The sequence below is a fragment of the Sphingobacterium sp. UBA1897 genome (assembly GCF_002337775.1).
In the GTDB taxonomy this organism is placed as follows: Bacteria; Bacteroidota; Bacteroidia; order Sphingobacteriales; family Sphingobacteriaceae; genus Sphingobacterium; species Sphingobacterium siyangense.
In genome coordinates, this window is record NZ_DDGR01000028.1 from 1 (window position 1) to 25,074 (window position 25,074).

Genomic DNA, 25,074 nt, shown 5'->3' on the forward strand with positions numbered 1-25,074 from the left:
AAGACCATTTGCGGGCAATTGGACATGTTGGTACTGACTAAAATAAATTATCTGGACAAAGACGGAAAGGACCTTCTTTTCGGAGATCATCCGCCCTATCCCGCAGAGGACTTGAAAATCTATCAAATATTGCCCAACGGGCAGAAGTTAGAGGTATATTTCAGCATCAACAGAAATGAGAAATTTATAGCTGTAAATATAGACCGTAGTGAAAGCGGAACATTTTATATTGAACTAAAACCGGACCTGATAGAGAAAATAACATTTAGAAATGAAGCCGATAAAAACATCCCCTGCAGCGCAATGATATTAAAAGAACTAAAACATAATGATATTGCCGGTCAATATGACGAAAAGACTCAGGTTTGGATTTTTACAAAATAGAACTAATAAATAAAACCCTAACATGATTAAATTAGATATTCCATACAGAATATGGATTGCCCTGTTCACCTTTATTTTTTTGATGGGCTGCAAAAAAGAAGAACAGAAAACATTTTGATTTCATACTGCCGACAAACACAATGGAAGCTCCTTTAAATAGCCAGAGTTATCTTCCCATAGTCCGCGGAAACAGTGACTATTCCATTAAAATCGAGAATAGCGATATAGCTACGGCTGATTTTATGGGAGGTGGTAGCCTAAATTTTTGGTCGATCATTATTTCGGGAAAGAAAAAAGGATAGTAACCACCCTGCGCTGTTACAGAACATGCGGTTTTACTTAGTCAATAATGAAAAAAAAGATGCCTTTTTCTTTCTGGAAAAGGATGAAAAATTAGAGCTACAGCAAAAGGGGAGCTATGAATTTTTAAGCGAAGAGGAAAGTGGGACCAAGATTCCCTATCTGATCTTACGCTATACTTCGGATAAAAACGAGCATTTTACGGGGACAACTGAGTCCTCTGTGATCCATAAATTCGACCTAAGGGGAAGCAATGGGCAAGTGTATGAACTTTTCCGTTTGGCTTTCGGTGTTAATTGGCGCTTGGATCCCGTTCCTGGAACAAAATCTTCCCCAATAGCCAGAATGCAGATCATTATGAAAGAGGTAGGATCAAATTTCGGCGTACAGGCCTATTTGGACTCTTCGAACTGGAAAGATTACATTCCATCCGATATTTAGGGAAATGAAAGATGCAAGTTCATTTAGCTAATATATTATCTGGGAAGCAGATTTATTTTGCTTCCCGATTTTCGTCATGTGAATCAATACAGAATTCCTTGGGCAATCTTCAGATGATGAAAATAAGGATACAGATACATCTCCTCTGTTAGGTCCACACGTTCTATTTCCGGATAGGTCTTCTGAAAATCTGCAGTAAAATCCTTTGAAAGATAAAGATGCGGATATGGATTCTGCGGATTGAAATCCTTTGGCCCTGCTAAAATACCATTTGAAAAATTCTTCAAAATGGAATAGCTTGACGTACCTTCCGGTATTCTAAAGTCCACTGTTCGCTTGTTATCTCCGTAAGAGAGAAGTAAATGCCCAAGCTCTCCTTCAAAGCTAATCCTATAGCTTCCAGATGTCAATACTTCACCGTTTGCCAGATCATTTTCATTGCCGAAAACCAAAAAATTACCTCCTTGCAGAACAAGCAGTTCGTCTTTCCCAAAGAAGTCGGCATTGTATTCGGCTCCTTCTTTCACTTCTTTTCGGATAGCATTATCCTTACCATATGGAGCGCCTAAAACTCCACTGATGAGCCCTATGGCTCTTATTGCCAGATACGGAGCGACCACGTGGATATTGAGCTCTTTTTTCTGACCTGTAATTTCATCCCTGATGATCAGTGTCGAGTGTCCTTTCTTAAGTCCCTTAATATAGATATTCCCCGATGGCCAGGCATCCTCATTGATATCCGCCAAAAAGTTATCATCTTCAGGAGACTGGATGGAGTATCTATTGTTTCCTGTCTGTATATCTATGGATATTTCATTCCCGGAGGTTACATAATAAGATTCCAGTTGAAATTTGAGGTCCTGCGTTTCAGGCTGCTTCTCTTTTATGCAGGACGACACAAACATAATTGCAATCAATGCAATTCCGATGTTTCGCAAAAGGATATTTGTTGAAGATTTCATAATTAAGCATGACTATATTACATTTTATCAGTGTCCTTCCCCATCGACATAAACCCAGAAATATAGCAGAAAGGAATGATCATGTAAAGATTATTAACTGTAAAGTTATGTATTAAAGACTCATATTCCAACAAACGTTAAAAATGATAATCCGCTACAATAGTGAATATTGGGCCGCCAAATGGGGTGTAGAGTAAGCGTGCTTTTCTAGAAAATGTATGAAACAAATTTTGGATAAATGCTAAAACTTCTATGACAGGCGAAAATTCCATCTAGCCAAAGGCCCGATGGTTTCCGGTTTCTATGTTGAGTTTGAATCCATTGCCAAGCAATGCTTCCATCGGCATATTATATTCTCTAAAAACGTCAAGGAATTGCTTTCGCTTGATACCCTTTCCCTGAAACCGCAGCTTAATGGACTCCGCTGTAATTTCCTCTGCTGCCGCAACCATAACGGCATGGATCGTACTTACTTTAGTTATGAGGGTTTCAAGACAGCTGTTCAGGATCTTTACTGCTTCGGTGGTTCCCTTCGCACGGTTGGCTTTGGAGTTCCATAGGCGGATCGCGTTCCCGTCCAGTGGAAACTTCTTTTGGGATACCATCTACGGTAATCCGAATGTAGATCGGCTTGGGACCGTTAACATAATTTTTTGGTTTCTTCAGATAGAAGAGCAAGGAATAATTTGTACTCATGATAACATCATTTAAGTGAAACAAACCGAGCCGCCTTTGCGGCGAACTCTGCATCACCACTGAAAAACAGATTTCAGCGATGCAAAATTAGCCTTGCAACTAAAACAGATCAAGATGTTTGATTTTTAAACATCTTGATTATAAGAATGTTATTGTCATTTCAGTGAGTGAGTAAATGAGCGAAAATGACTCACTGAATGACTCACTTTTTTCTTTGGATTTATTATAGGTTTTGTAGATACTGAAAAACAAAAAAGCCTGCAAATGTTTAATTTGCAGGCTTTTGTACGTTTTGACTTTTAGATCTGTAGCCCGTAGGGGAATCGAACCCCTGTTTCAAGAATGAAAATCTTGCGTCCTAACCCCTAGACGAACGGGCCTTTTTATGCAACTCCAATAACATTGTTGTTTTTGGAGTTGCAAATATAGACCTTAAAATCAGTATTCCAAAAAAAAAATAAATATTTTTTAAATAAGGTCGAAACCGATATCTCTTCTGAAGTATTTCCCTTCAAAATATATTCTTCCAGCATCTGCAGTTGCCTGTTGAAGAGCTTCAAACAGTGTATCTTGCAATGTGGTAACAGCAATTACACGTCCGCCTGCAGTAACGATCTTACCACCCACCTCTTTCGTACCTGCTTGAAATACGATGGATTCTTTCACGTTTTCAATATTGGCGATCTCTTTTCCCGACTCATAATCTCCAGGATAACCTCCCGCAACCAACATCACCGTTACGGCAGTTTTAGGAGATACCGTATACGAACGTTGATCCAAATTGCCTTGTGCAACACCTTCCAGTAAATCCAATAGATCCGATTCAATACGAGGCAATACGGACTCAGTCTCCGGATCTCCCATACGAACATTATACTCGATGACATAAGGTTCTCCTTCTACATTCATCAGACCGATAAAAATAAATCCTTTATACGGAATACCATCTTTTTTAAGTCCTTCAACTGTTGGTCTGATAATACGCTCTTCTACTTTATTTAAAAATGTCTCATCTGCAAAAGGAACCGGAGATATCGATCCCATACCTCCCGTGTTTAGGCCTGTATCACCTTCCCCAATACGTTTATAATCTTTTGCAGAAGGAAGCACTTTATATGAATTACCATCTGTCAAAACAAAAACAGACAATTCAATTCCTTTTAAGAATTCTTCAACAACCACAACTCGGCTAGCTTCTCCAAACTTTGAATCTGCGATCATCGCTTTTAGCTCAGCTTTAGCATCTTCCAGCGTCTCGCAGATCAACACTCCTTTGCCTGCAGCTAAACCATCGGCCTTAAGCACAATCGGCAATTTTTGCGTTTCAAGGTAAGCCAATCCATCTTCCAATGATGTTGCATCAAACGATCTTGAAGCAGCCGTAGGTACGCCATGGCGATCCATAAATTGCTTTGAAAAATCTTTTGAGCCCTCCAATTGAGCCCCCTCCTGTTGTGGCCCTATTACCGGGATATCTTTTAAATCTTCCCGATTTAAAAAATAATCATGAATACCTTTTACCAAAGGTTCTTCGGGACCGACGAGCACCATTTGCACGTTATTCTCCAAAACGAAGGAAGCAATAGCAGCAAAGTCAGTAACTTTAATATTTACATTCTGACCATACGCACCTGTTCCAGCATTTCCTGGAGCAATAAACAATTGATCTAAACGTGGACTTTTCGACAACTTATAGGCGAAGGCGGATTCACGACCTCCTGAACCGATTATTAGGATATTCATAACACAAAGATATTTTTTTTATGCTAATTTTAAGGTATCAGATCGTTTAAAATGAGACTAATATTTTGATTTATAAATTGATTAAAGGAAAATATTTTCTAATTTTCATAAAACATTAGTCATATGTACTCTAAATTACTGCTGTTAGTAAATTGCCTCCTATTCGCTTTATTGGCGTCGGCCCAGATCGATCAAACGTTGCAGAAACTGGATACTTACCATGCGCAGCACATCAAGGAAAAAATCTATCTCCATTTGGACAAAAATGATTATTCGGCCGGAGAAACCATCTGGTTTAAATTATACTGCACCACCGCCCCTTTTAATTATTTGAGCAACATGAGTAAAATTGCTAATGTAGAATTGATATCTCCAACCAATAAGATCATTAAAAGTATCAAAATTCCAATTACACTCGGTCTAAGTATAGGCGACTTCAATCTGCCGGACACCTTGGAAGAAGGATCATATCGCGTTAGATCATTTACCAGATGGATGCAAAATGACTCTGTAGCCAATTTCTATGAACGCGTCGTTCCCATTACAAATGGTCGATCTGATAATATCATAACGAGAAGTGAACTGGTCAAAAACGGAACAGAAAACTTGTTCCAGATTAATCTCAAAACCATTCAGGGAGCCCCACTGATTAATAACAGCATCAGTTATACCCTACAACCGAACAACAATAAAGAAAAATCCGGCCGATTAAAATCGAATGATAATGGAACAATAGCTTTGGAATTGAAAGATGACTTTAAAGGCGGAACGCTGTCTCTACAATTTCTTTCCCTTGACAAAAGGCGTATTTTAAAAACCTTTATTATCCCCGATCCAAAAAGCCAAAATAGCATTCAAATTTTCCCCGAAAGTGGCGAACTGGTCAGCAACATATTATGCAAAACAGGTTTCAAAATCCTTACTCCTGCTGGATTGGGGAAAAAAGCCAAAATAACCGTGGTGGAAGAAAATCAAACGACTATTGCAGACTTTGAAACAAATTCACTGGGGATGGGAAGTATCCCGCTCGTCCTACAGGCAGGAAAAAAATACGTCGCTACAGCCCTTTTCGAAGACGGGTCTTCCACGAGCACAGCCTTACCGCCAGTGCTGAATTCCGGATATGTTCTTACGGTAAATTCCGGACTAAAGGATAAGATTGCTGCACAACTATCCGCGACAGCGGATCTGGTCAACGGCAAAGATATATATCTGGTAGCCCAATACAATGGCCTTGTACTTCATGCCACTAAGCAGAAATTAAATGGAACGGAGATCCTATTCAATATCCCCAAAAAAAACCTGCCTTCTGGAGTTTTACAATTATCCATCTTAACAGATCAAATGGTTCCTATAGCAGAAAGATTGGTGTTTAACTACAATACGACATCGACCTTACTTCCTGTCTCCATAGAACTCAACAAATCCAGCTTCACAACACGCGATAAAGTGATCGCAGATCTTTCCGTTAAATATGACGATAGTGACACCACTAGGTTTGCTGCGCTCTCCGCATCAGTGGTAAACCTCAGCAAGGTTGATTCCACGACAGATCGCTATTATTCATCTATTGTCTCGGAGCTCCTATTGAAATCTGATCTTCGTGGCTTTATTGAACGGCCCAATTATTACTTTGAGGATTTAACGAACATTAAACTGACTGAACTGGACAATCTTATGTTGATCCAAGGTTGGCGCAAGTTGGACTGGAAGAATTACACAAGTACATCAACTACTTCGTTCCTTCCTGAAAAAGGACTTACCATCGCTGGGGCCATCAAGAAAACGGCCCGAAAGGCAGTGGTTCCAAATGCCAAAGTAACGCTAATACCGACGAGCAATATGTTGCTGAGCGTAGATACGCTGACAGACAATAATGGTCGATTCTCATTTGACGAACTTTTATTTGCAGACAGTGTCAAGTTTATTGTGACAGGTGATGGCCCCAAAGAGAAAAAAAGAGTTGATATTGTTATCGACAACCCGCTTACCCCTCCTCCAAATCCGAGTAAAGATCAACCCTTGTTGGTTAACGACATCAATACCACGCTACTAACACAATTGAAAAATAGCCAACAATTCCTTGGCGAATTGGAAGCTGCGGGCATAATCCAAAAGAGCATTCGGTTGGAAGAGGTACAGGTCAATAGAGTACGAACAAATAAAGCTGACAAGAACTCCAGAAACCTCAATGGGCCAGGAAATGCCGATCAGGTCATTTCGGCCGAAGACCTTTCTACTTGTACGACACTGGAGCAGTGCCTTGCGGGTCGATTAGTTGGTGTCATGTTTCGAAATGGTGTCCCTTACAGCACAAGATCCATGGGGTTAAACGGCGGAAGTCCCATGCAAATTGTTCTTGATGGGATGTATATTGAAGCAGATCAAATAAGCATGATCAATGTAGCGGATATTTCTAGTATCGAGGTTCTTCGTAGTGCAAGCAATACGGCCATATATGGCATGTATGGGGGTAACGGTGTTATCGTGATTACAAGTAAATCGGGAGATGCCATATCCTCATCTTATACCCCTACAGGAATACTAACGATCACGCCAAAAGGGCTATATGTACCCCGAACCTTTTTCAAGCCCCAATATGATGCAACAATCCAACATAAGCTTACACGCGATCTACGGACAACAATCGCATGGGAACCAAATCTGATTACGCAGAAAGAAGGAAAAACACATTTCGATTTCTTTACTTCTGACGAACCTGGGACTTACAAACTAACCGTTGAGGGAATAAGCATGGATGGCAAGATTGCTCATCTTGAGTATTTAATAGAGGTAAAACCACAATAGCAGTGCAAACAAATCGTTAAATTTAAAGACAAGGTTATGGAACATATTAAAAGCAAAATAGAAGATCATATTTTAAGTATTTTCCTCGACAGGGGGAAGTCAAATGCCATCGACACTCAGCTATTGAAGGAACTGATAGACACCTTGGAATCATCCCAGCAAAATGAAGCCATTTATGGTGCAATATTGATTGGCAAGGAAAACTTCTTTAGCGCAGGACTCGATCTAATTACCTTATTCCAATACGATGAAGAACAGATTCAGGAATTCTGGAATTTATTCTTGGAGGCGACATCGCTACTGGCCGCTTTTCCAAAGCCGCTCGTCGCTGCAATATCTGGTCATAGCCCAGCTGGGGGCTGCGTACTGGCACTCTGCTGCGATTATCGCATTATGGCCGAAGGGAATTTTGTGATTGGCCTTAATGAAATTCCAGTCGGACTCATCGTCCCTGAAAGTATATTTCAGCTTTATGCATTTTGGATCGGAAAACGGAATGCTTATCAGAATTTGCTCGAAGGTAAATTGCTCTCTCCTGTAGATGCAAAAACACAGGGGCTTATCGATGACATTGTTCCCGCTAATATACTCTTCAATACCGCAACAAAAAAGATAAAACAGATCACGCAGTTCAACCAAAAGACCTGGCAGACATCCAAATTGAACTTCCGAAAGGAAATAATCCTTAAATTGCGCGAGAATAGAGAAGAGACAATCCAGCGCATCCTCGAACAATGGTGGCTTCCGTCAACGCGCTCTATTCTAAAGTCAATTATTGAAAACTTGACTTCAAAGAAGTAATATTAAACAAAATCATCATGAGAAATCTCTTTTTCTTTATTCTTATTTGTCTCACTGCAAGCACAATCTCCTGCAGAAATAGTAAAAAAGAAGATAAGGCTGTAAAAATCGTACAGGATTCAATTCCTGTGGATACCCTACAAAAACCTGACACGACTGAAAAGGAAGTAAAGAAAGAGAACTCCGAAACTCTGGAGGAGGTACTGGAGAAACTTGCCAAGGCATATTCAGAACAGGACAGTAAAACAATAAATTCCTATATACATCCCAAATTAGGAATCTACATTATTTATCGTCCAGGCGCACTAGACTCTTATGTACACCAAAACAGTTTTAATTTTTCTAAACCTGTACCAGAGTACCATTCTTATGAAAAGTTAACATACAAGGGTCCATTGAAGTCCGGAAAACTACCTATTTTTGATTGTGGTACGATGAAGTGGGATAAAGCCGGATTCTATTACGATAGAAAATCCCGCCCCAATGAATTATCTCAAACGGCAAAGTTCATGAATGAAATTCTTGACGCCAAAATTAGTAATACTGAATTACAGCGACTAAGAAATATAGAATTCAAAAGTTATAGAGCCATTATGACCTCCAATGAACATGAAGAACCCTTTGTTTTTCATGTGACAAAAGAGGGAGAAAAATGGTATATTACAGCCATAGACCGCGCTTATGCCGGATGTGACGCATAATATGTTGTACATTTTAACCAAACTTAACGATAATGAAAAATTTAGATAAAGACATACAAAGGAAAATCGAAGATTGGTTAACCCCAAGTTATGATGAAGGAACTCGAAAGGCAGTTCAGGATTTAATTGACAATAATGAAGAGACAGAACTTACGGATTCTTTTTACAGGGATCTTGAGTTTGGAACCGGTGGCTTAAGGGGCATTATGGGTGTGGGCTCCAATCGTATGAATAAGTATACGATCGGCAAAGCCACGCAAGGATTAGCCAACTATTTAAAGAAACAATTCCCAGATCAGGAGATTAAAGTAGCGGTATCTTATGATAGCCGCAACAATTCGCAGGCATTTGGCCAGCTGGTTGCCAACGTTTTTGCCGCCAACGGCATCAAGGTACATCTGTTCACCGAATTGCGCCCGACCCCAATGTTGTCGTTTGCCATTCGTCATTTCGGCTGTCAGAGCGGTGTTATGCTAACGGCTTCACACAACCCAAAGGAGTACAATGGTTATAAGGCTTACTGGAACGATGGCTGCCAGCTGACTGCACCTCATGATAAAAATGTAATCGACGAAGTAAACGCAATCAGTTCAGTGAGCGCTATTGAATTTGACGGGAATACGCAAAACATCATTCCTGTTGGGGAAGAAATCGATCAGCGCTATATCAATGCCAATAAAACATTAAGTATTCATCCGGAAGCGGTACTGGCTCAAAAAAACTTGAAAATTGTTTTTTCGCCGATACATGGTACCGGAATTACCATTGTTCCTAAAATGCTAGAAGCCTGGGGATTTGAAAATGTTTCAGTCGTTGCTGAACAGGCCACGCCCGATGGCAACTTTCCAACGGTAATCTATCCAAACCCCGAAGAGGAAGATGCAATGGCCTTAGCAAAGAAAAAAGGGGAAGAAATTGATGCTGACCTTGTATTGGCAACAGATCCCGATGCTGATCGTGTCGGGATTGCCGTAAAAAATAATAAGGGACAATTTCAACTGCTCAATGGTAATCAGATCGGCAGTTTATTGATATACTATGTCCTCAGTGCAAAAAGTGAACTAAAACAACTCGGATCGAATCCATATATTGTAAAAACTATCGTAACTAGTAATTTACAATCCGATATTGCAGATCACTATGGTGTAAAACATTATGAAACACTTACAGGCTTCAAATATATTGGTGAATTGATTACCAACCTAGGTGATTCAGCACAATATCTTGCAGGCGGAGAGGAGAGTTATGGCTATCTAGTAGGCGATCTAGTGCGTGACAAGGACGCTCCAAACGCTTGTGCTTTCCTAGCCGAAATGACCGCCTATTTCAAAACAAAAGGAAAAACAGTTTACGAAGTTCTATTAGATATCTACAAAGAATTTGGCTGTTATCAAGAAAAGCTCATTTCCCTAACTAAAAAAGGAAAGGCTGGTGCCGAAGAAATTCAAGCCATGATGAATGGCTTACGTCATAATCTACCCACCACACTCGGTGGAATAAAAGTCAAAGAAATCAGGGACTATCAGCTTTCACAGGCGACAGATATGAGTACAGGAGAGCGAAGAGCAATCTTGTTACCTAAATCCGATGTATTGCAGTTTATTACGGTTGATGGTGATGTAATATCTGCCAGACCATCGGGAACTGAGCCCAAGATTAAATTTTACTGTTCTGTAAAAGAAAGCTTAAGGGATACCGCTGATTATTTCGATGTACAAACTATTTTGGAAGAAAAGGTTGACCGCATGATGAAAGATATTGTAAGCTAATGGAAAAGTGGAAACTATTATCCTCTGAATATATCTGTAAAGAGCCTTGGGCTACACTGCGCAGAGATACCTGTGAGCTTCCGGATGGACGGATCAATGACCATTATTACGTACTGGAGTATCCAGATTGGGTAAATATGATTGGAATTACTGAGCAGAACGAACTTCTGGTCATTAAGCAATACCGCCATGGAGCGGGCATTATTTCATTGGAGATTCCCGCAGGGACAACAGAAGCAGGAGAAGATCCTAAACATGCTGCTGTGCGTGAAATGCTTGAAGAAACAGGCTATCAATTTGATCAGATTGAAGAAATCGCCACGCTTTATGCCAACCCGGCGACAAGTGGCAATATTACCTATACCTATCTGATGACGGGGGGTAAAAAAGTTCAGGAACAGGCATTGGATGAACATGAAGAAATCGATGTTTATCGTATACCGCTTGAAGAAGCAAAAAGCATGTTGCTGGACAACAAATTCAGTCAGGCACTACATGCTAGTGCGCTATTCTATGCTTTCAACAAATTAGGCTTGTTATAAAACAAGCCTAATTTTATTCTGTTTTTTTCATTCATACTTTTAATTTTCACTAGCTTGCTGATTTTTGTACCTTTGCATCATGGCAAGAGAAATTTTTGAAACCAAGCGAAAGGCCCTGAAAATAAATCTAAACCCAGAGATTTATGGAACCTTTGCAGAGATCGGTGCTGGACAGGAAGTCGCACGTAACTTTTTCAACGCAGGAGCTGCATCAGGCACAATTGCTAAAACAATGTCAGCTTACGACATGGCTTTCAGTGATGCAATTTATGGTGAAGAGGCTGATGGTCGATATGTCAGCAGAACACGTTTAAAGAAAATGCTCTCCCATGAATTCAATCTTCTTACCCAACGACTTCATGGCGATAAATACTGCAACAAAAAATTCTTTGCCTTTGCAGATACCGTAACAACCCTCAATTTCACCAAGACAAATGAACCTCACGGCTGGATCGGACTTCGCTTCCAACATGAAGTTGGAGGCCCTACAAATGATATCATTGTCCATGTAAGACTACTAGACAGCGACAACCAATTGCAACAAAAAGTTTTAGGCATAATTGGTGTAAACCTATTATTTGCGGCTTATTATTATACAGACAATGTGCAGACCATGATCGAATCATTGGTCGATAACCTTTCTGTTGGTTCCGTTGAGATTGACCTGGTTAAATTAAACGGACCTCTATTTGAAAACGTCAACCAACGTCTAATCAATTTATACCTGATTGCAAAAGGATTTGCTAAAGCCGCTATATTCCAGCCCGATGGCAAAGCGGTACAAATCAAAGATTATCTGTACAAAAAGAACATTATTCTACTTCGCACCAAATACCGTCAAAAATCCCTTCCAAACTTTGATCTCTTCAATCTTGCCGTTGAACAGTTCAAAAAAAATACAGGTGCAACTGACGCAGACACCATTGTATTAATTGAAGTCCTGATGGGAAATGTGTTGGAAGATACGCATGAAATTACAGATGAAGATCTGCAAGAATTTGCTTCTAGGGCTGACGAACTATGTGCGACAGGCAATAATATTATCGTTAGCAACTTTAGAAGAAATAATCATTTAGCAGAGTTTATAAGCAACTTTAAGCCTAAGAACATTGGAATTGCAACCAATGTTTACAATTTAAAGAACATTTTCAATTCAGATAATTATAATAAAGAGTTATACACCAATGAACTTCTTTCCTATATCTCGGGGATGTTCAATAAAAATGTGAAACTCTACGCATATCCTTATCTCTTGAAAAAAGAAAATAAGATTATTACCACGCACAATATGCCCGTTTCTGAAGAAGCCAAACCTTTATTTGAATTCTTAATTAAAAACGGCTACATCATTGATATTGAAAATTACGACGAAAAATTTGTAAAAACCGTATAAGTAGATCTCGCACAAAATTTAAATTTATTATATAGCCCAATTTTCTTAAATTGGGCTATATTTATTTTTGTGCCTTATGAAGCAAGAAAATGTAATACTGGTTGACAGCAATGACAGGATGGTTGGTAGCATGGAGAAATATGAAGCCCATGAAAAGGGGCTATTGCACCGTGCTTTTAGTGTATTTTTGTTCAATGACCAAGACGAATTGCTCCTGCAACAAAGAGCATTAAGTAAATACCACTGTGGCGGACTTTGGACCAATAGCTGCTGCTCGCATCAGCGTCTGGAAGAAAGTAACATAGATGCCGCCAAAAGGCGCTTAATGGAAGAATTAGGAATTACTGCAACAGCCCTTCAAGATGTCTTCTCGTTCGTTTATAAAGCTCAATTTGACAACGGACTTACGGAGCATGAATTCGATTATGTCTTATTCGGAAAATTTAATGGAACTCCAGAAATTAACGAAGAAGAAGTTGCCGCAACAAAATACATGAATCAACGGGAAATTCAAAATGAAATACAACACTCACCCGAGCAGTTTACCCCCTGGTTTAAACTAATCTATCAACGTGCTTTTGATACGTACTTCAATATATATAAGGACAAATTATAGCAATCTTATACCCAGCAAAAAAAGATCCTGCCTTTTTTAAAAAGCAGGATCTTTTTTTTCCTTTAGTTTAGCGAATCGCTATAAGAATTTTTTATAGATGGAATACAAAATTTTAAGATCATTCTCACTCATGAACGCTGTATTTACGTCCTGCTGAATGTAGTGAATCTTAAATGCTTTTATTGCCGCATCGAGATTACTTACATCGTAACCGATGATACGTAATGCCATTTTTGGGTTAAAGTCTGCTGGAGGCATCTCTAAATAGTCCTCATACCAAAAGCCGAATCCTTGATCAGCCAGTTTTTTCCAAGGAAAACGTGACGGATCATTTTTTCGGGTTGGCGCCAAATCCATATGCCCAATAAAATTTGCCTGCGGGATTCTATAGGTCGTTTTTAAATAAGTCAACAACTGCGTCAAGGCGTTTATTTGGGCATCGGTCCAAGGATCAGTAGTCCCATTATTGTCGAGCTCGATGCCAATGGAAGAAGAATTGAGGTCCGTATCATTGCCCCATTTCCCCAAGCCCGCATGATGTGCACGATAGAGGTCATTGACCATCTGCACTACTTTTCCATCCCGACCAACCACATAATGGGAGCTTACACCTGCTTTCGCGGAATGAAATGTACGGATGGTCTGTCCCAAAGAATCCTGTGCTGTATGATGAATGACAACAAAATTGGGTTTACGGATGCCAAAATTAATCGAGGCGATCCATTGTTGTTCTTTGACATTCACCTTCTCCAATTGACCGGTGACAGGCGATTGTTTATAGAGTTTTGAAAATTCTTTTGCTTGCTTCTTATATACCTTTTCAGTCTTCGCGTATTTCCCTCCCGCACAGGAAGCCAATAATGCTGTTGCGACACAAAGATTGATGGAAAATTTTAGTATCTTCATATTGAAATGTTTCAGCACAAACTAAGGCAAATTTGCCAACAAAAGCAAATTTATTAGCTTCGTCCTATAATTCGACATAATTTCCAAATATCCTTTTCTTATACATTGCGGAACAAGGCCGCCTGCTTTTAAAAAAAGCCCAAACCAATGTTTGAGCCTTTCCCATGTCAACCATGCATTTCCTGCTTAACTGAAATTACATTTTTTATTATTTTAATGCGCTTAGGTTCAATTTTGCCAAAAACCCTTTCAGCTCGTCGAGGCTATACCCGTTTCCCCGAAGAGTAATTAGATAGCGGTCTTTCTCAAGATAACTTATTTCGGAGCTTTTTGCCGTTGAGCCTTCCACTCCTTTACTATCAGTTGTTTTTGCCCGTTTACCTTCAAATTCGCCAGTTTTTTCTATTTCAGTATCTGTAATTTTCTCTGAATCTACCATGAAGCCCATTTGCGCCAAACCCACGATTGCCGAAGCTGCCTCGCCCGCGCCATCAATGATATTGACTTTAATTTCCTTCTGGTTATCGACGGTATAAGTCGCCTCTCCAGATACAACTTCTGCCCCATACATTGATCCGCCAGAATAGGACGTTCTTTTTAAACCATCTAAGCTTTCCGGTAAAAAAGCCTTCAACTCTTCTGAACTTAATGGTTTCTCGGATTTAAGTTTGGCTTGAAGGTCTTCCAATTTTTTTGCTCCATCACTCAGATTGCCCAAGTTGGATACTCCCTTAACTACATCCGAAATTCCAGCCTCTTTCTCCTTAGCATCTTCGCCGCCTTCACTGGATTTGCTGTTGCCGCAGCTCGCGACCAAAAGGCCCAGTCCCAAGAGAACAGGCATTACTTTCCATTGTCTTTTCATGATTATCAGTTTTAATTAAAACGCTAAAAAGAACAAAATAATATAATTAATCTAAATTTTAAAATCTGTTCGCATACGATCTTTAGACCTTAAAGCGCGACCTAAATTTCTACCTGTTACTTGCATTACCTAGGTACTGCCGAATGGGACTGCGCTACACAAAAAAAGGCCTCTATACGAGTATAGAGGCCTTCCGTTATAACTACCGAGATTATGCTTCGGCGTATTCCTCAATTGAAGGACACGAACAAATCAATGTACGGTCACCTTGAGAGTCGTTCACACGACCTACTGAAGGCCAGAATTTACGTTCTCTTACATACTCCAATGGGTATGCGGCAGTTTGACGACTGTAAGGTCTGTCCCACTCATCTGCAGTTACAACCGAAGCTGTATGTGGTGCATGTTTCAGTACATTGTTAGCTTGGTCCACGTCTCCTGCTTCAACCGCAGCGATCTCTTCACGGATAGCAACTAATGCATCACAGAAACGATCCAATTCAGCCTTAGACTCAGATTCAGTAGGCTCAACCATCAATGTTCCTGCAACAGGGAAAGAAACAGTCGGTGCGTGGAAACCATAATCCATTAAACGTTTTGCAATATCTGCAACCTCGATACCAAAGTTTTTGAATCCACGGCAATCTAAGATCATTTCGTGTGCACAACGTCCGTTAGTACCTGAATAAAGTACCGGATATGCATTTTCTAAACGTGCTTTAATATAGTTTGCATTTAATATTGCTGTTCTTGTCGCATTTGTCAAGCCTTCACCCCCCATCATTGAAATATAAGCATGGGAAATAAGCAAGATCGATGCTGAACCAAATGGAGCTGCAGAAACAGCAGAGATACCCTCTTCACCAGAAGTCGAAACCACTTCGTGGTTAGGTAAAAAAGGAACTAAGTGTTTTGCAACACCGATAGGTCCCATACCTGGACCTCCACCACCGTGAGGAATACAGAATGTTTTATGGAGGTTCAAGTGACAAACATCGGCACCGATATGCCCTGGGCTTGTCAATCCAACCTGTGCGTTCATATTTGCACCGTCCATATAAACCTGACCGCCGTTTGCATGAACAATTTCACAGACTTCAATGATCGACTCTTCAAATACACCGTGTGTAGAAGGGTAAGTCACCATCAGTGAGTTCAAGGTTGCAGCATGTTCAGTCGCTTTCGCTCTCAAATCTGGTATATCGATATTTCCTAATTCATCACATTTCACAACGACCACTTTTAAGCCTGCCATAGAAGCAGAAGCAGGGTTTGTTCCGTGTGCAGAAGCAGGGATCAAACAGATATTACGTCCATGATCACCACGGCTCTCATGGTAAGCACGGATAACCATCAGACCAGCATACTCGCCTTGTGCTCCTGAATTTGGTTGGAAACTCATCTTCGCAAAACCAGTAATTTCAGATAACCAATCGTTCAATTCACCGATCATTTGCATATATCCAGAAGTTTGATCTGCAGGAGCAAATGGATGCAAACCGCCAAATCTCGCCCATGTAACTGGCACCATTTCAGCTGTAGCATTCAATTTCATCGTACATGAGCCCAATGGAATCATCGAGTGACAAAGCGATAAATCTTTTGCTTCCAACGATTTGATATAGCGCAACATCTCATGTTCAGAATGATAGCTATTAAAGTTTGGATGTGTTAAGTAGGCAGAAGTACGTACTAAATCGGCAGGAATTGAAGAACCTAAATTCTCTTCTAATGCATCGAAATCTACGTCATTCAATGTTTTACCTTGAATTTTAGCAAATACTTTGACGATCGTCTTAATATCTTCGTATGTGGTTGTTTCGTCGATAGCAATTGAAACTTCCGAACCATTATAATAGAAGTTTAATTCGTTATTTAATGCTTCAGATTTCAAAGCACCAGCATGTGCACCTAAGTCTACACGTAGTGTATCAAAATAAGCTGCATTCAATTGCGTATAACCCAACGACTGTAATGCTTGATCCAACAGATTGGCCAAAGCATTGATACGTGATGCTATATTTTTGATTCCTTCTGGGCCATGGTACACGGCATAGAAAGAAGCCATAATCGCTAAAAGAGCTTGTGCAGTACAAATATTTGAAGAAGCTTTATCACGGCGGATGTGTTGTTCACGAGTCTGCAAAGCCATACGTAATGCATACTTTCCATTTGAATCGGAAGTAACACCGATAATACGACCAGGGATATTACGTTTAAAGCTGTCGCGTGTCGCAAAATATGCTGCATGAGGACCACCAAAGCCCATCGGTACGCCAAAACGTTGCGAATTACCAACAACAACATCAGCACCCCATTCTCCCGGAGGCGTTAACAATGCTAAACTCATCAAATCTGCCGCAGCACATACCGTAATATTCTTACTGTGAGCTGTAGCTGCAAATGATTTATAATCAACAATTGAACCATCCGCTGAAGGATATTGAACAAATGCCGCAAATACATCATCTGTTAATTCTGATTCAGCAATAGCCGCAATTTTAAGTTCAATACCAAAAGACAAGGCACGGGTCTTCAATACATCAACCGTCTGCGCATAGGCATTGTCCGACACCAAGAATACGTTAGCATCTTTATTTTTCCGAGCTGAATAAAGCATAAACATGGCTTCAGCTGCAGCCGTAGCTTCATCCAACAAAGAAGCATTTGCTATTTCTAAACCAGTAAAGTCACAAATTACAGTCTGGAAGTTCAATAAAGCTTGTAACCTACCTTGTGCGATCTCCGCCTGATAAGGAGTATACTGCGTATACCATCCTGGGTTTTCAAATACATTTCGTTGAATTACGCCCGGAAGGATCACATCGTAGTAACCTTGACCAATAAAAGATTTAAAAACTTTATTTTTCTCAGCGATTTCCGCAATACGCTTTAAATAGGCTACCTCAGACAATGCTTTAGGAAGATTTAAAGGTTTTGGAGCACGAATTTGAGAAGGGACCGTTTGGTCAATAAGTTGGTCAATTGACGAAACGCCTAATTTAGCCAACATTTCATTCGCTTCAACTGGACTTGGGCCATTGTGGCGACTTTCGAATTTTTCTTGGAAGTGTATATTGCTCATGTGTGCAAAAAGTTAACGCTTATAGATAGTTAGCGACATAATAATTAGGCGATTAACTCTCTTATAAACAGTCGTTTTTTGGATGAGCAAAGATAGCAAAATAAATGACTGAAAACGAAGCAAAAAAGTGGATAAAAAGTCAGTTTTACTGAGCTACTGAAATGCAATCGATTGTCTTTGTAAATTAATTTTTGGAATAACCTCAAACATACAGACTGTTCATTATAAATATAATAAACAATACGACAATCGTTTGCTACAATTTTAAAAAAATACCGGGTTATCTGTTATTTCACCTGCGTATTTCTTTCATTACTTCACTATTCTTTTTTGCAATGCCAATGAATTTTCAATAAATTAGTATATGTACCAATTGTAAAGTGACTTCGAAATAACGATATACACTTTTTTGCTAAGAACAACTGATATCAAGGGTATTTTGCTATCAGGAATCTTAACAAAGAAAACATTATCCAGCTAGGGAAGCATCTCTTTTGACAAATGTAAATTATCACAAAAAACGAATATCATTTCTTTTTAACGAATATAAAACAGCGAAGTAACGATTATAAACCATGAGAAAACAGGTAACAGACAGCGTTCTTTTAGTAAGACCCTCTGTCTTCCGTAAAAATGAACAGACTGCGGTCAACAATTTCTTCCAAAAGGATATCGAAAATCTCAGTATAGAAGAAGTCAACAAAGAAGCGCAAGGAGAGTTCGACGCGCTAGTAAATGAATTGAAGTCACATGGAATTTTGGTGACTGTCATTCAGGACGACGAGAAATCAGAAAGCCCCGACAGTATATTCCCCAATAATATTGTCTCCTTTCATCAGGATGGAAAAATAATTTTTTATCCTATGTTTGCTCCCAATCGTCGAAAAGAACATTTATTGGATTTCGAAGGTCCATTGAAGCAAAACGGTTATTATGTAAAACTAACTAAGGATCTCAGTGAAGCCGAAAACAATAAACAATATTTGGAGGGCACTGGCGCACTTGTCTTGGACCGCGCTAACCGTGTAGCCTACTGTGCCTTGTCCGAAAGGGCAGACCGAGATATGCTCGACGAATACTGCAGGACTGAAAACTACACACCTGTTGTATTTCACGCCTTCCAAACTGTCCATGGAGAGCGGAGACCTATCTATCACACCAATGTGGTACTAGCCGTAGGCGAAGACTTTGCCATCTTATGCCCACAGGCAATCGATAATCAGGCTGAGCTCCAAACGCTGCTGAAGAGTCTAAAAGATACAGGCAAAGAGATCATTGAAATCAATGAGAACCAACTCGAATCTTTTGCAGCAAACTGCCTCCAGGTGAGAAATAAATATGGTAATCGTTTTATTGTCCTGAGCAATCAGGCTTTATCCTCATTGACTTTATACCAAACAGCGCAATTGGAAAAGCATGGTAAAATCATCCATCAAGATCTACATGTTATCGAGACATGTGGTGGTGGAAGTGTACGCCACATGATGGCTGAAGTTTTTCTTCCGAAAGAAAACATACTGAGCTAGTCCCAAGCATAATGATGCAGTTAGGCTGCTCTTTTTAAAATAAGCCTATTTTGCCTAATCAGGCTTATTTAATAGACAAATAAAAATGCCCCTTGGAGCCATTGCTCGCAGGGGCATTATCTTTTCTAAAACAATCTAATTCCTATTTCTCCAGTCAAGTTAGAACGAATACCTCAATCCCAATTGGAATTGGTACGGATTCCCTGAAGGTGATACAATGCCAGAGTTGTTCAATCTATAATTAAACTGTTGCTTAACAGGGTCGAATGCAGGAATTTCGGGATTTCCATTTGCTGCTGCTGTTTTTGATACAGCATACAACGATTGATTACCTAAAGATTCATTGACACCCCAGGTTTTCTTAAAGAGATTCGCCACATTGAATACGTCCGCTGAAAGCTCCAAAGCATGTGTTTTGTAAAGGTTGAATTTTTTAGCTATTCTTAAATCAATCAAACCGTAAAAGCTATTGATACCGCCATTTCTTTCGGCCATCTTACCTTCGTACTTTTTAATATAATCTTTCAGACTTTGACTGGCTTCACCATTCGCCAACAACGCATTCATGGCATCTGCCAAAGCCTTTGGCGTATTTGGACTATTGGGATCGAAAATAAAGGCTAAGTCATTCGAATTGGATACAAAATCGCCATTAATATTACCTCCAGCAAGCAAGCTGTAGCGTGTTCCACCAATTCCCGAATAACGAACGCCTACACTGACACCATAAAATGTAGGTAGTGTACCATAAATAACAATTTTATTTCGGAATTGATTATTCGAATAACTCATCTTACTCAAATCTCTTGGATCATCTTTTACCGCCAGCGATAAGGTCGCTGTATTGGCAACATTCCCATTGTAGGAAGTGTTATCTTTCGCATCGTTCCACGTGTAGCTTACAGAAATCGATCCATCTTTGTAGTACTGATAACTTGCATCCAATACAACTGCAAACTGATTTACTTTTCCCTCAGAGTTTAGTTCTAACACGCGTCCAAACTTATTGGAAATCCTTCCCTGTTTCCAATCTGGAACACCATTGACAATAGCCGTAGCCGGTACGAATACCCCACGATTATCTTCATTCGCCAATCTAAAGAAGGGATCTTGAACCATATTACGATCAACATACATGTAGTTGTTGCGTCCTAGATTCATATATCCTGAAAGGCTCGCTTTTAACTTTTCGGTAAAGAAATGCGTGTAAGATACATTGGCCTTGTACACCACTGGTATTTTCGCATCAGCTCCATAGGTGTTGATCGTTGGCACTTGAAATTGTGCCAGGGTTGGCGTTGTTGACGGATCTTGTCTGTACCCCACAAAATTAGGTGTAGGCACATCGTTACCACGAACATCTACTGTCGCAAAATGCTTCCCATCAAAAGTTAAATTATTGATGGTCATATAATTATTAATATCAGATGCAAAGATACCTGCTCCTACACGGAAAAAATCTTTTCGTTCTTCATTCACATCCCAAGTCATCTGGAAACGAGGCTGTACAACAAAAGATTTCAACTTGTGATCGGTACGTACCCCCACTTCTTTCAGCAATTCTTCATTTAGAGGAGAGGTTGGATAATGACCATAATCCAATCGTAGTCCCGCAACCAGATCCAATCCTTTCGCCAATTTGGTCTGCAACTGTCCATACGCACCGGCATTAAATATCTTACCGATCACAGTTGGATCGGCCACCAAAGGGACCTCCCGGTAAAATGCATAAGGTTTTAGGTTTGCAAAATTTTGCAATGCCGTATTGTTAGCATCCTCCCTAAAATGAAAACGTCCGTTGACTTCACTTCCGTAAATCGAATTTGCATGTGTATACATCAAATCCACACCAAACGTGTAATTGATATTGTCCGTACTATAATACAGGTTATTGACCAACTGTACGACATTATTCTTAAAGGACTCCTGTGCAAACCGGTGACCGCCTAATTGAATATTGGTCGACAAATTACTTCCGTCAATGGTAGACACCACATTCTCTACAATGGCACGGGGAATATTTTGACTAGGCAACATATCTCCAGGACTACTTTTTTGAAAAGTATAAAGGTGTTGCAATTTCAGTTCATTGGTAAGCTTTGGAGAAATGGAAGTACGTAAAGTTGCTAAAAAACTATTATCAATATTCTTATCATTTCCGTATGATTCATATAAATTGATGGCGGTATTATCCTCTAGACCAAGCTTATTGAGGTCACTTGTAAAGTTATTCCGTATTGTCAATAAATTCTTTTCATTGATCTGCCAATCTATACGGCCAAATATAGCATCAGAATTTCGTTTCTTATCGAAAGAACCATATTGCCTATCATTACTCAATCCATATTTTTCGCGTCCTATACGGATATACTCATCGAGAGTCGATTGTGTAACATTGAACCGCTTTTCATCTGCTGGCGAATTGATATCGGCGATAATCAAGGGGCGGGCATCGCGTTGATGATCCCAAGCTACAAAATAATGCAATTTGTCTTTAATAATGGGACCGCCTAATGTAAATCCATATTGATACGTAGAGAAATCATTGCTTCGTTTATTTCCTCTAATATCGTATGGGCTGGACAACCAATCTGCCCTTGAATAAAGCCATGCGCTTCCGTGCGTTTGATTTGTTCCTTGTTTGGTTACCGCACTGACTGTTCCTCCCCCTGCTCTTCCATAAGTCACATCATATTGGTTGGTGACCACTTTAAATTCACGAACGGCTTCTATCGAAATGGAGAACGGAGCACCACTACGACTGGTTGTTGAACCTGCAGAAGTCGGGTTTTTGGCATTCATACCATCAATTGTAAAATTAGTAGAGGAACCCAACTGGCCACCGATATTATCGCCCTTACTCAAAGGAGAAAGGTCCATCAACGAAGTAAAATTCCGACCGTTGACAGGCAATTTCGCAATATCCTTGGCCGTAACCGCTGTAGCAGCACCTAGATTTTCTATTTTATTCTTTAGGGTACTTATTCCTGTTAATTCAACCGTTTCTAATACATTTGAGGTATTTTGGATAGGAATCTTCAGGCGGACGATATCGCCTTGATTTAAACTAAATCCCGAACGCACTTGTTCGCCATAGCCTATATAAGTTACTTTGATCGTATAGGGGCCGCCTAAAGGCAACTCCTTAAAGTTGAAATCGCCATTTGCATTGGTCGAAGTCTTCGTTGTGAAACCCGTTGATTCATTACGTACTTCAATTGAAGCTCCGTGAACTCCTTTATCATTTTCGTCTGTAATCTTGCCAGAAAACCCGGCTTGGGTCGTTTGGGCGTACAAACCTGTTCCAAGCGCAATGGCACATGTTGTGAGTAAAAATTCTTTCATTTAGTTGTTGGTTGTGATAATGAAAGCAAAACTACACCGAAACTGTTAACAGGAGCTAAACGAAATATTATGAAATTATAAACAAAGCATTTTAAAATATATATTAATAAAAATGAAAGCGCTTTTGAAAAAAACTCGGAATATGCATCAAAAACATTTTAAATAGGGATAGAAATAGACCGTATCTGCAAAAAGCCTGCATGATTCGTAAACACCAACAGAAATGATCCGAATCGACGGTCTTTCTTGCGAATAACATCACAAAAAAAGTTAGCCGAAGCTGACATGCTAATACAAAATCGTAAACTTAAAATCCAATGGATTAAAGTATTTGTAAAGATCCCTAAAAAGGCTATCTCCATATTTAACATAGAGTAACGCAAAATTTTCAGACCTTTCCTGTAGTCCTCCGCCAGGAAAGAGCTTTTCCTTCACATTATCAATATCCGTTAAAGCATGTTGATGATTTCGCTTTTCGGCTTTCATCAGCTTTTTCTCTAAATTATTGATCGCTTTTTTTAACCGCGCTTTTACCGCTTCCGTACTAGGGCCTAGACTTGGATCTATTTTGTGGGTTCGTAACCTTATCTTACCAAAAATACCGTTCAGCTCCATCCATTCGTCATTGAGATTGAGACGTTCTTTGGTATGACGTCGAACATATTCTTTTTTCAGTACTTCTGCTGGACGAAAGATACTCTTAAACGTTAGATCAACGCGAAATAATTTCGCCGCAACGTTGTCCTCAGTTATCATCGCTGAATTGCGCGGTATCAAAATTGGAAAATCTACCTGATATTGGTCAAAGTTAGACTTCAATTGCATCCAATAGACCATTTCGGCGCCACCACCAATATAAGCAAGATTGGGAAGTATAATTTCTTGATACATCGGACGCATGACCACATTTGGACTGAAGCGCTCTGGATAATGATCAATCTCCTGTTCAAGCTCAGCCTTCGTAAAATAAATATGCTGATGCAATACTTCGTATCGACCATCGGCAGCGAGCACCAAGCGTTCCCGAAATTCATCCGTCAAATAAAAGAAATTAATCTCACGAGCATGTACTTGGGTGGAGAAACCATTTGATTCTAGCTCTTCCGATCGCGCTGTTATTGCCTTAAAGCTTTTTTCAGTTAAGATATCTTCCTTGATAATTGGCTTGAACAGTTCCTTCAATTCCCGGTCATCCGCATCGACGATCAAAAGACCGTAAGACTTAAACAACTCATTAACCATATATCGCGTTGCATCTGCTAATCGATCATGGTTCAAATAGGCTTCTTCCACAATCCGTGTAAGTTTAGTCGAATTTTCGGAAAGCCCCAAAATATTTGTGTACTGCTTCACAGCATCAACGATTGTTGCTGTATCCATTCGCCCGGTAGCAGAAATAGCAGGCGTATCCCAACTAATTTTCTTACCGAAGACTTTCGTATGGTTGATTTCTTCAAAATCATGATCTTCGGTCGCCATCCAATATACAGGAACAAAATTTTTATCGGGGTGTTTGCCCTTCAAATCTTCGGACAAACGTATTGCCGTCATGATTTTAAAAATAAAATACAAAGGTCCGGTAAAAATATTGAGCTGATGTCCCGTCGTGATGGTATAAGAATTCGGGTCGAGCAACAGTTCTATATTGGCCGCTACAGCAGGGGAATCCTTTAATAGCTCGCCATATTGCTTTTTAAGACGCTCAACAAGAATCTCCCGGTGTTCAAATTTCTTCTTTTCGTTCAATTGCTTTTCAAAACCAGCCCAGGTAGGCCAGTTTCCTACAAAAGATTTTAAGGCTTCATCATGCGCCAAATAGGCCAATAAAGTCTTAGAGAAGCTATTTGTTTCACTATATTCAATATAAGTTGCCTTCATCTGCAAATTTTATTAATTATTCTCTATTCTTAATTGATAACGAAAATCCCCCAAAGCAAGCTGACATGGCAGTGTATCTTTTTCGCTAAATAGAACCTATTTTCAATTTTAATCAGAAGGATGATTCACCATGAAACGACAGGCTTTCTTGAATCTGATTTTAAACGGCTATAGATTGTTTAAAATGGGGATTGTACGTTTACAAATGTATCTAGTTTGCGTCGACAAAATAGTGAATTTTCACAAAAAGCTTGTCCCGCTTTTAAATTATATCATTTTACTGACAATTGTCTATAAACAAACGGGCCTCCTT

At 39.7% G+C, this 25,074-nt stretch carries 20 protein-coding genes and 1 tRNA gene; 11 read left to right on the top strand and 10 right to left on the bottom strand.

Annotated elements, in window-relative coordinates:
• From B4N43_RS20045 to B4N43_RS20055, 3 genes are all read left to right on the top strand, one after another.
• Positions 1–384 (top strand): hypothetical protein (locus B4N43_RS20045; protein ID WP_286735981.1); only part of this gene is annotated, 384 nt, incomplete at its 5' end.
• Positions 385–524: 140 nt separating this feature from the next.
• Entirely contained in the window at positions 525–686 is a 162-nt protein-coding gene (locus tag B4N43_RS20050) for a hypothetical protein (protein WP_286735982.1), read from the top strand.
• A 25-nt stretch (positions 687–711) separates the two neighbouring features.
• Complete coding sequence (locus B4N43_RS20055) at positions 712–1,125, top strand: hypothetical protein (protein WP_286735983.1); 414 nt, start codon at positions 712–714, stop codon at positions 1,123–1,125.
• A gap of 83 nt (positions 1,126–1,208) precedes the next feature.
• Here the strand turns inward: B4N43_RS20055 and B4N43_RS20060 are convergent, their stop codons facing one another.
• The 5 genes from B4N43_RS20060 to purD all read right to left on the bottom strand — a co-directional run bounded on the left by B4N43_RS20060 (position 1,209) and on the right by purD (position 4,526).
• Positions 1,209–2,087, bottom strand: coding sequence for a hypothetical protein (locus B4N43_RS20060; RefSeq protein ID WP_286735984.1), 879 nt, complete (start codon positions 2,085–2,087; stop codon positions 1,209–1,211).
• Between the two features lie 272 nt (positions 2,088–2,359).
• The gene (locus tag B4N43_RS20065) at positions 2,360–2,692 is read right to left on the bottom strand and encodes a hypothetical protein (protein ID WP_286735985.1); all 333 of its coding nucleotides are present in this window, start codon (positions 2,690–2,692) and stop codon (positions 2,360–2,362) included.
• Complete coding sequence (locus B4N43_RS25575; RefSeq protein ID WP_376749063.1) at positions 2,577–2,837, bottom strand: Arm DNA-binding domain-containing protein; 261 nt, start codon at positions 2,835–2,837, stop codon at positions 2,577–2,579. Before B4N43_RS25575 ends, B4N43_RS20065 begins: the two co-directional genes overlap by 116 nt.
• Positions 2,838–3,091: 254 nt before the next feature.
• Positions 3,092–3,163 (bottom strand) — tRNA-Glu (locus B4N43_RS20070).
• Positions 3,164–3,251: 88 nt separating this feature from the next.
• Positions 3,252–4,526, bottom strand: a complete 1,275-nt coding sequence (gene purD, locus B4N43_RS20075) for a phosphoribosylamine--glycine ligase (protein ID WP_286735986.1) — start codon at positions 4,524–4,526, stop codon at positions 3,252–3,254.
• Positions 4,527–4,649: 123 nt separating this feature from the next.
• Between purD and B4N43_RS20080 the strand changes: the two genes are divergently transcribed.
• From B4N43_RS20080 to idi, 7 genes are all read left to right on the top strand, one after another.
• The gene (locus tag B4N43_RS20080; protein ID WP_286735987.1) at positions 4,650–7,334 is read left to right on the top strand and encodes a carboxypeptidase-like regulatory domain-containing protein; all 2,685 of its coding nucleotides are present in this window, start codon (positions 4,650–4,652) and stop codon (positions 7,332–7,334) included.
• A 36-nt stretch (positions 7,335–7,370) separates the two neighbouring features.
• On the top strand, positions 7,371–8,135 hold the full coding sequence (locus B4N43_RS20085) for an enoyl-CoA hydratase/isomerase family protein (RefSeq protein ID WP_286735988.1): 765 nt from the start codon (positions 7,371–7,373) through the stop codon (positions 8,133–8,135).
• Between the two features lie 17 nt (positions 8,136–8,152).
• A complete protein-coding gene (locus tag B4N43_RS20090; protein WP_145328233.1) occupies positions 8,153–8,836 on the top strand; it encodes a hypothetical protein in 684 nt (227 codons plus the stop codon).
• A 32-nt stretch (positions 8,837–8,868) separates the two neighbouring features.
• Positions 8,869–10,605 carry a phospho-sugar mutase gene (locus B4N43_RS20095; protein WP_286735989.1) on the top strand — a complete coding sequence of 579 codons (1,737 nt, stop codon included), beginning with the start codon at positions 8,869–8,871 and terminating at the stop codon, positions 10,603–10,605.
• Entirely contained in the window at positions 10,605–11,147 is a 543-nt protein-coding gene (locus B4N43_RS20100) for an NUDIX hydrolase (protein ID WP_088159778.1), read from the top strand. The genes B4N43_RS20095 and B4N43_RS20100 overlap by 1 nt, the downstream gene beginning before the upstream one ends.
• Positions 11,148–11,226: 79 nt before the next feature.
• Entirely contained in the window at positions 11,227–12,540 is a 1,314-nt protein-coding gene (locus tag B4N43_RS20105; protein WP_075990474.1) for a nicotinamide mononucleotide adenylyltransferase, read from the top strand.
• Positions 12,541–12,616: 76 nt separating this feature from the next.
• Positions 12,617–13,156, top strand: a complete 540-nt coding sequence (gene idi / locus B4N43_RS20110) for an isopentenyl-diphosphate Delta-isomerase (RefSeq protein WP_286735990.1) — start codon at positions 12,617–12,619, stop codon at positions 13,154–13,156.
• Between the two features lie 78 nt (positions 13,157–13,234).
• Here idi and B4N43_RS20115 read toward each other — a convergent pair whose 3' ends face one another.
• From B4N43_RS20115 to gcvP, 3 genes are all read right to left on the bottom strand, one after another.
• Positions 13,235–14,062, bottom strand: a complete 828-nt coding sequence (locus tag B4N43_RS20115; protein ID WP_075990472.1) for an N-acetylmuramoyl-L-alanine amidase — start codon at positions 14,060–14,062, stop codon at positions 13,235–13,237.
• A 208-nt stretch (positions 14,063–14,270) separates the two neighbouring features.
• Positions 14,271–14,927, bottom strand: a complete 657-nt coding sequence (locus B4N43_RS20120) for a hypothetical protein (RefSeq protein ID WP_286735991.1) — start codon at positions 14,925–14,927, stop codon at positions 14,271–14,273.
• A gap of 211 nt (positions 14,928–15,138) precedes the next feature.
• Positions 15,139–18,012, bottom strand: a complete 2,874-nt coding sequence (gene gcvP, locus B4N43_RS20125; RefSeq protein ID WP_286735992.1) for an aminomethyl-transferring glycine dehydrogenase — start codon at positions 18,010–18,012, stop codon at positions 15,139–15,141.
• 575 nt (positions 18,013–18,587) lie between these two features.
• Here gcvP and ctlX point away from each other — a divergent pair.
• Complete coding sequence (ctlX, locus tag B4N43_RS20130) at positions 18,588–19,538, top strand: citrulline utilization hydrolase CtlX (protein ID WP_286735993.1); 951 nt, start codon at positions 18,588–18,590, stop codon at positions 19,536–19,538.
• Between the two features lie 159 nt (positions 19,539–19,697).
• Here ctlX and B4N43_RS20135 read toward each other — a convergent pair whose 3' ends face one another.
• Both B4N43_RS20135 and bshC read right to left on the bottom strand, forming a co-directional pair.
• On the bottom strand, positions 19,698–22,883 hold the full coding sequence (locus B4N43_RS20135; protein ID WP_286735994.1) for a TonB-dependent receptor: 3,186 nt from the start codon (positions 22,881–22,883) through the stop codon (positions 19,698–19,700).
• A gap of 288 nt (positions 22,884–23,171) precedes the next feature.
• Positions 23,172–24,761, bottom strand: a complete 1,590-nt coding sequence (gene bshC, locus B4N43_RS20140; RefSeq protein ID WP_286735995.1) for a bacillithiol biosynthesis cysteine-adding enzyme BshC — start codon at positions 24,759–24,761, stop codon at positions 23,172–23,174.
• Positions 24,762–25,074: the final 313 nt, after the last annotated feature.

Bases quoted from the DNA above. Each gene is read 5' to 3' on its own strand.
- gcvP (WP_286735992.1), bottom strand. From the start codon at position 18,012: ATGAGCAATATACACTTCCAAGAAAAATTCGAAAGTCGCCACAATGGC.
- B4N43_RS20090 (WP_145328233.1), top strand. From the start codon at position 8,153: ATGAGAAATCTCTTTTTCTTTATTCTTATTTGTCTCACTGCAAGCACA.
- B4N43_RS20120 (WP_286735991.1), bottom strand. From the start codon at position 14,927: ATGAAAAGACAATGGAAAGTAATGCCTGTTCTCTTGGGACTGGGCCTT.
- B4N43_RS20050 (WP_286735982.1), top strand. From the start codon at position 525: ATGGAAGCTCCTTTAAATAGCCAGAGTTATCTTCCCATAGTCCGCGGA.
- ctlX (WP_286735993.1), top strand. From the start codon at position 18,588: ATGAGAAAACAGGTAACAGACAGCGTTCTTTTAGTAAGACCCTCTGTC.
- B4N43_RS25575 (WP_376749063.1), bottom strand. From the start codon at position 2,837: ATGCAGAGTTCGCCGCAAAGGCGGCTCGGTTTGTTTCACTTAAATGAT.
- B4N43_RS20065 (WP_286735985.1), bottom strand. From the start codon at position 2,692: ATGGTATCCCAAAAGAAGTTTCCACTGGACGGGAACGCGATCCGCCTA.
- B4N43_RS20115 (WP_075990472.1), bottom strand. From the start codon at position 14,062: ATGAAGATACTAAAATTTTCCATCAATCTTTGTGTCGCAACAGCATTA.
- B4N43_RS20135 (WP_286735994.1), bottom strand. From the start codon at position 22,883: ATGAAAGAATTTTTACTCACAACATGTGCCATTGCGCTTGGAACAGGT.
- B4N43_RS20080 (WP_286735987.1), top strand. From the start codon at position 4,650: ATGTACTCTAAATTACTGCTGTTAGTAAATTGCCTCCTATTCGCTTTA.
- B4N43_RS20085 (WP_286735988.1), top strand. From the start codon at position 7,371: ATGGAACATATTAAAAGCAAAATAGAAGATCATATTTTAAGTATTTTC.
- purD (WP_286735986.1), bottom strand. From the start codon at position 4,526: ATGAATATCCTAATAATCGGTTCAGGAGGTCGTGAATCCGCCTTCGCC.
- B4N43_RS20105 (WP_075990474.1), top strand. From the start codon at position 11,227: ATGGCAAGAGAAATTTTTGAAACCAAGCGAAAGGCCCTGAAAATAAAT.
- bshC (WP_286735995.1), bottom strand. From the start codon at position 24,761: ATGAAGGCAACTTATATTGAATATAGTGAAACAAATAGCTTCTCTAAG.
- B4N43_RS20055 (WP_286735983.1), top strand. From the start codon at position 712: ATGCGGTTTTACTTAGTCAATAATGAAAAAAAAGATGCCTTTTTCTTT.
- B4N43_RS20095 (WP_286735989.1), top strand. From the start codon at position 8,869: ATGAAAAATTTAGATAAAGACATACAAAGGAAAATCGAAGATTGGTTA.
- B4N43_RS20100 (WP_088159778.1), top strand. From the start codon at position 10,605: ATGGAAAAGTGGAAACTATTATCCTCTGAATATATCTGTAAAGAGCCT.
- B4N43_RS20060 (WP_286735984.1), bottom strand. From the start codon at position 2,087: ATGAAATCTTCAACAAATATCCTTTTGCGAAACATCGGAATTGCATTG.
- idi (WP_286735990.1), top strand. From the start codon at position 12,617: ATGAAGCAAGAAAATGTAATACTGGTTGACAGCAATGACAGGATGGTT.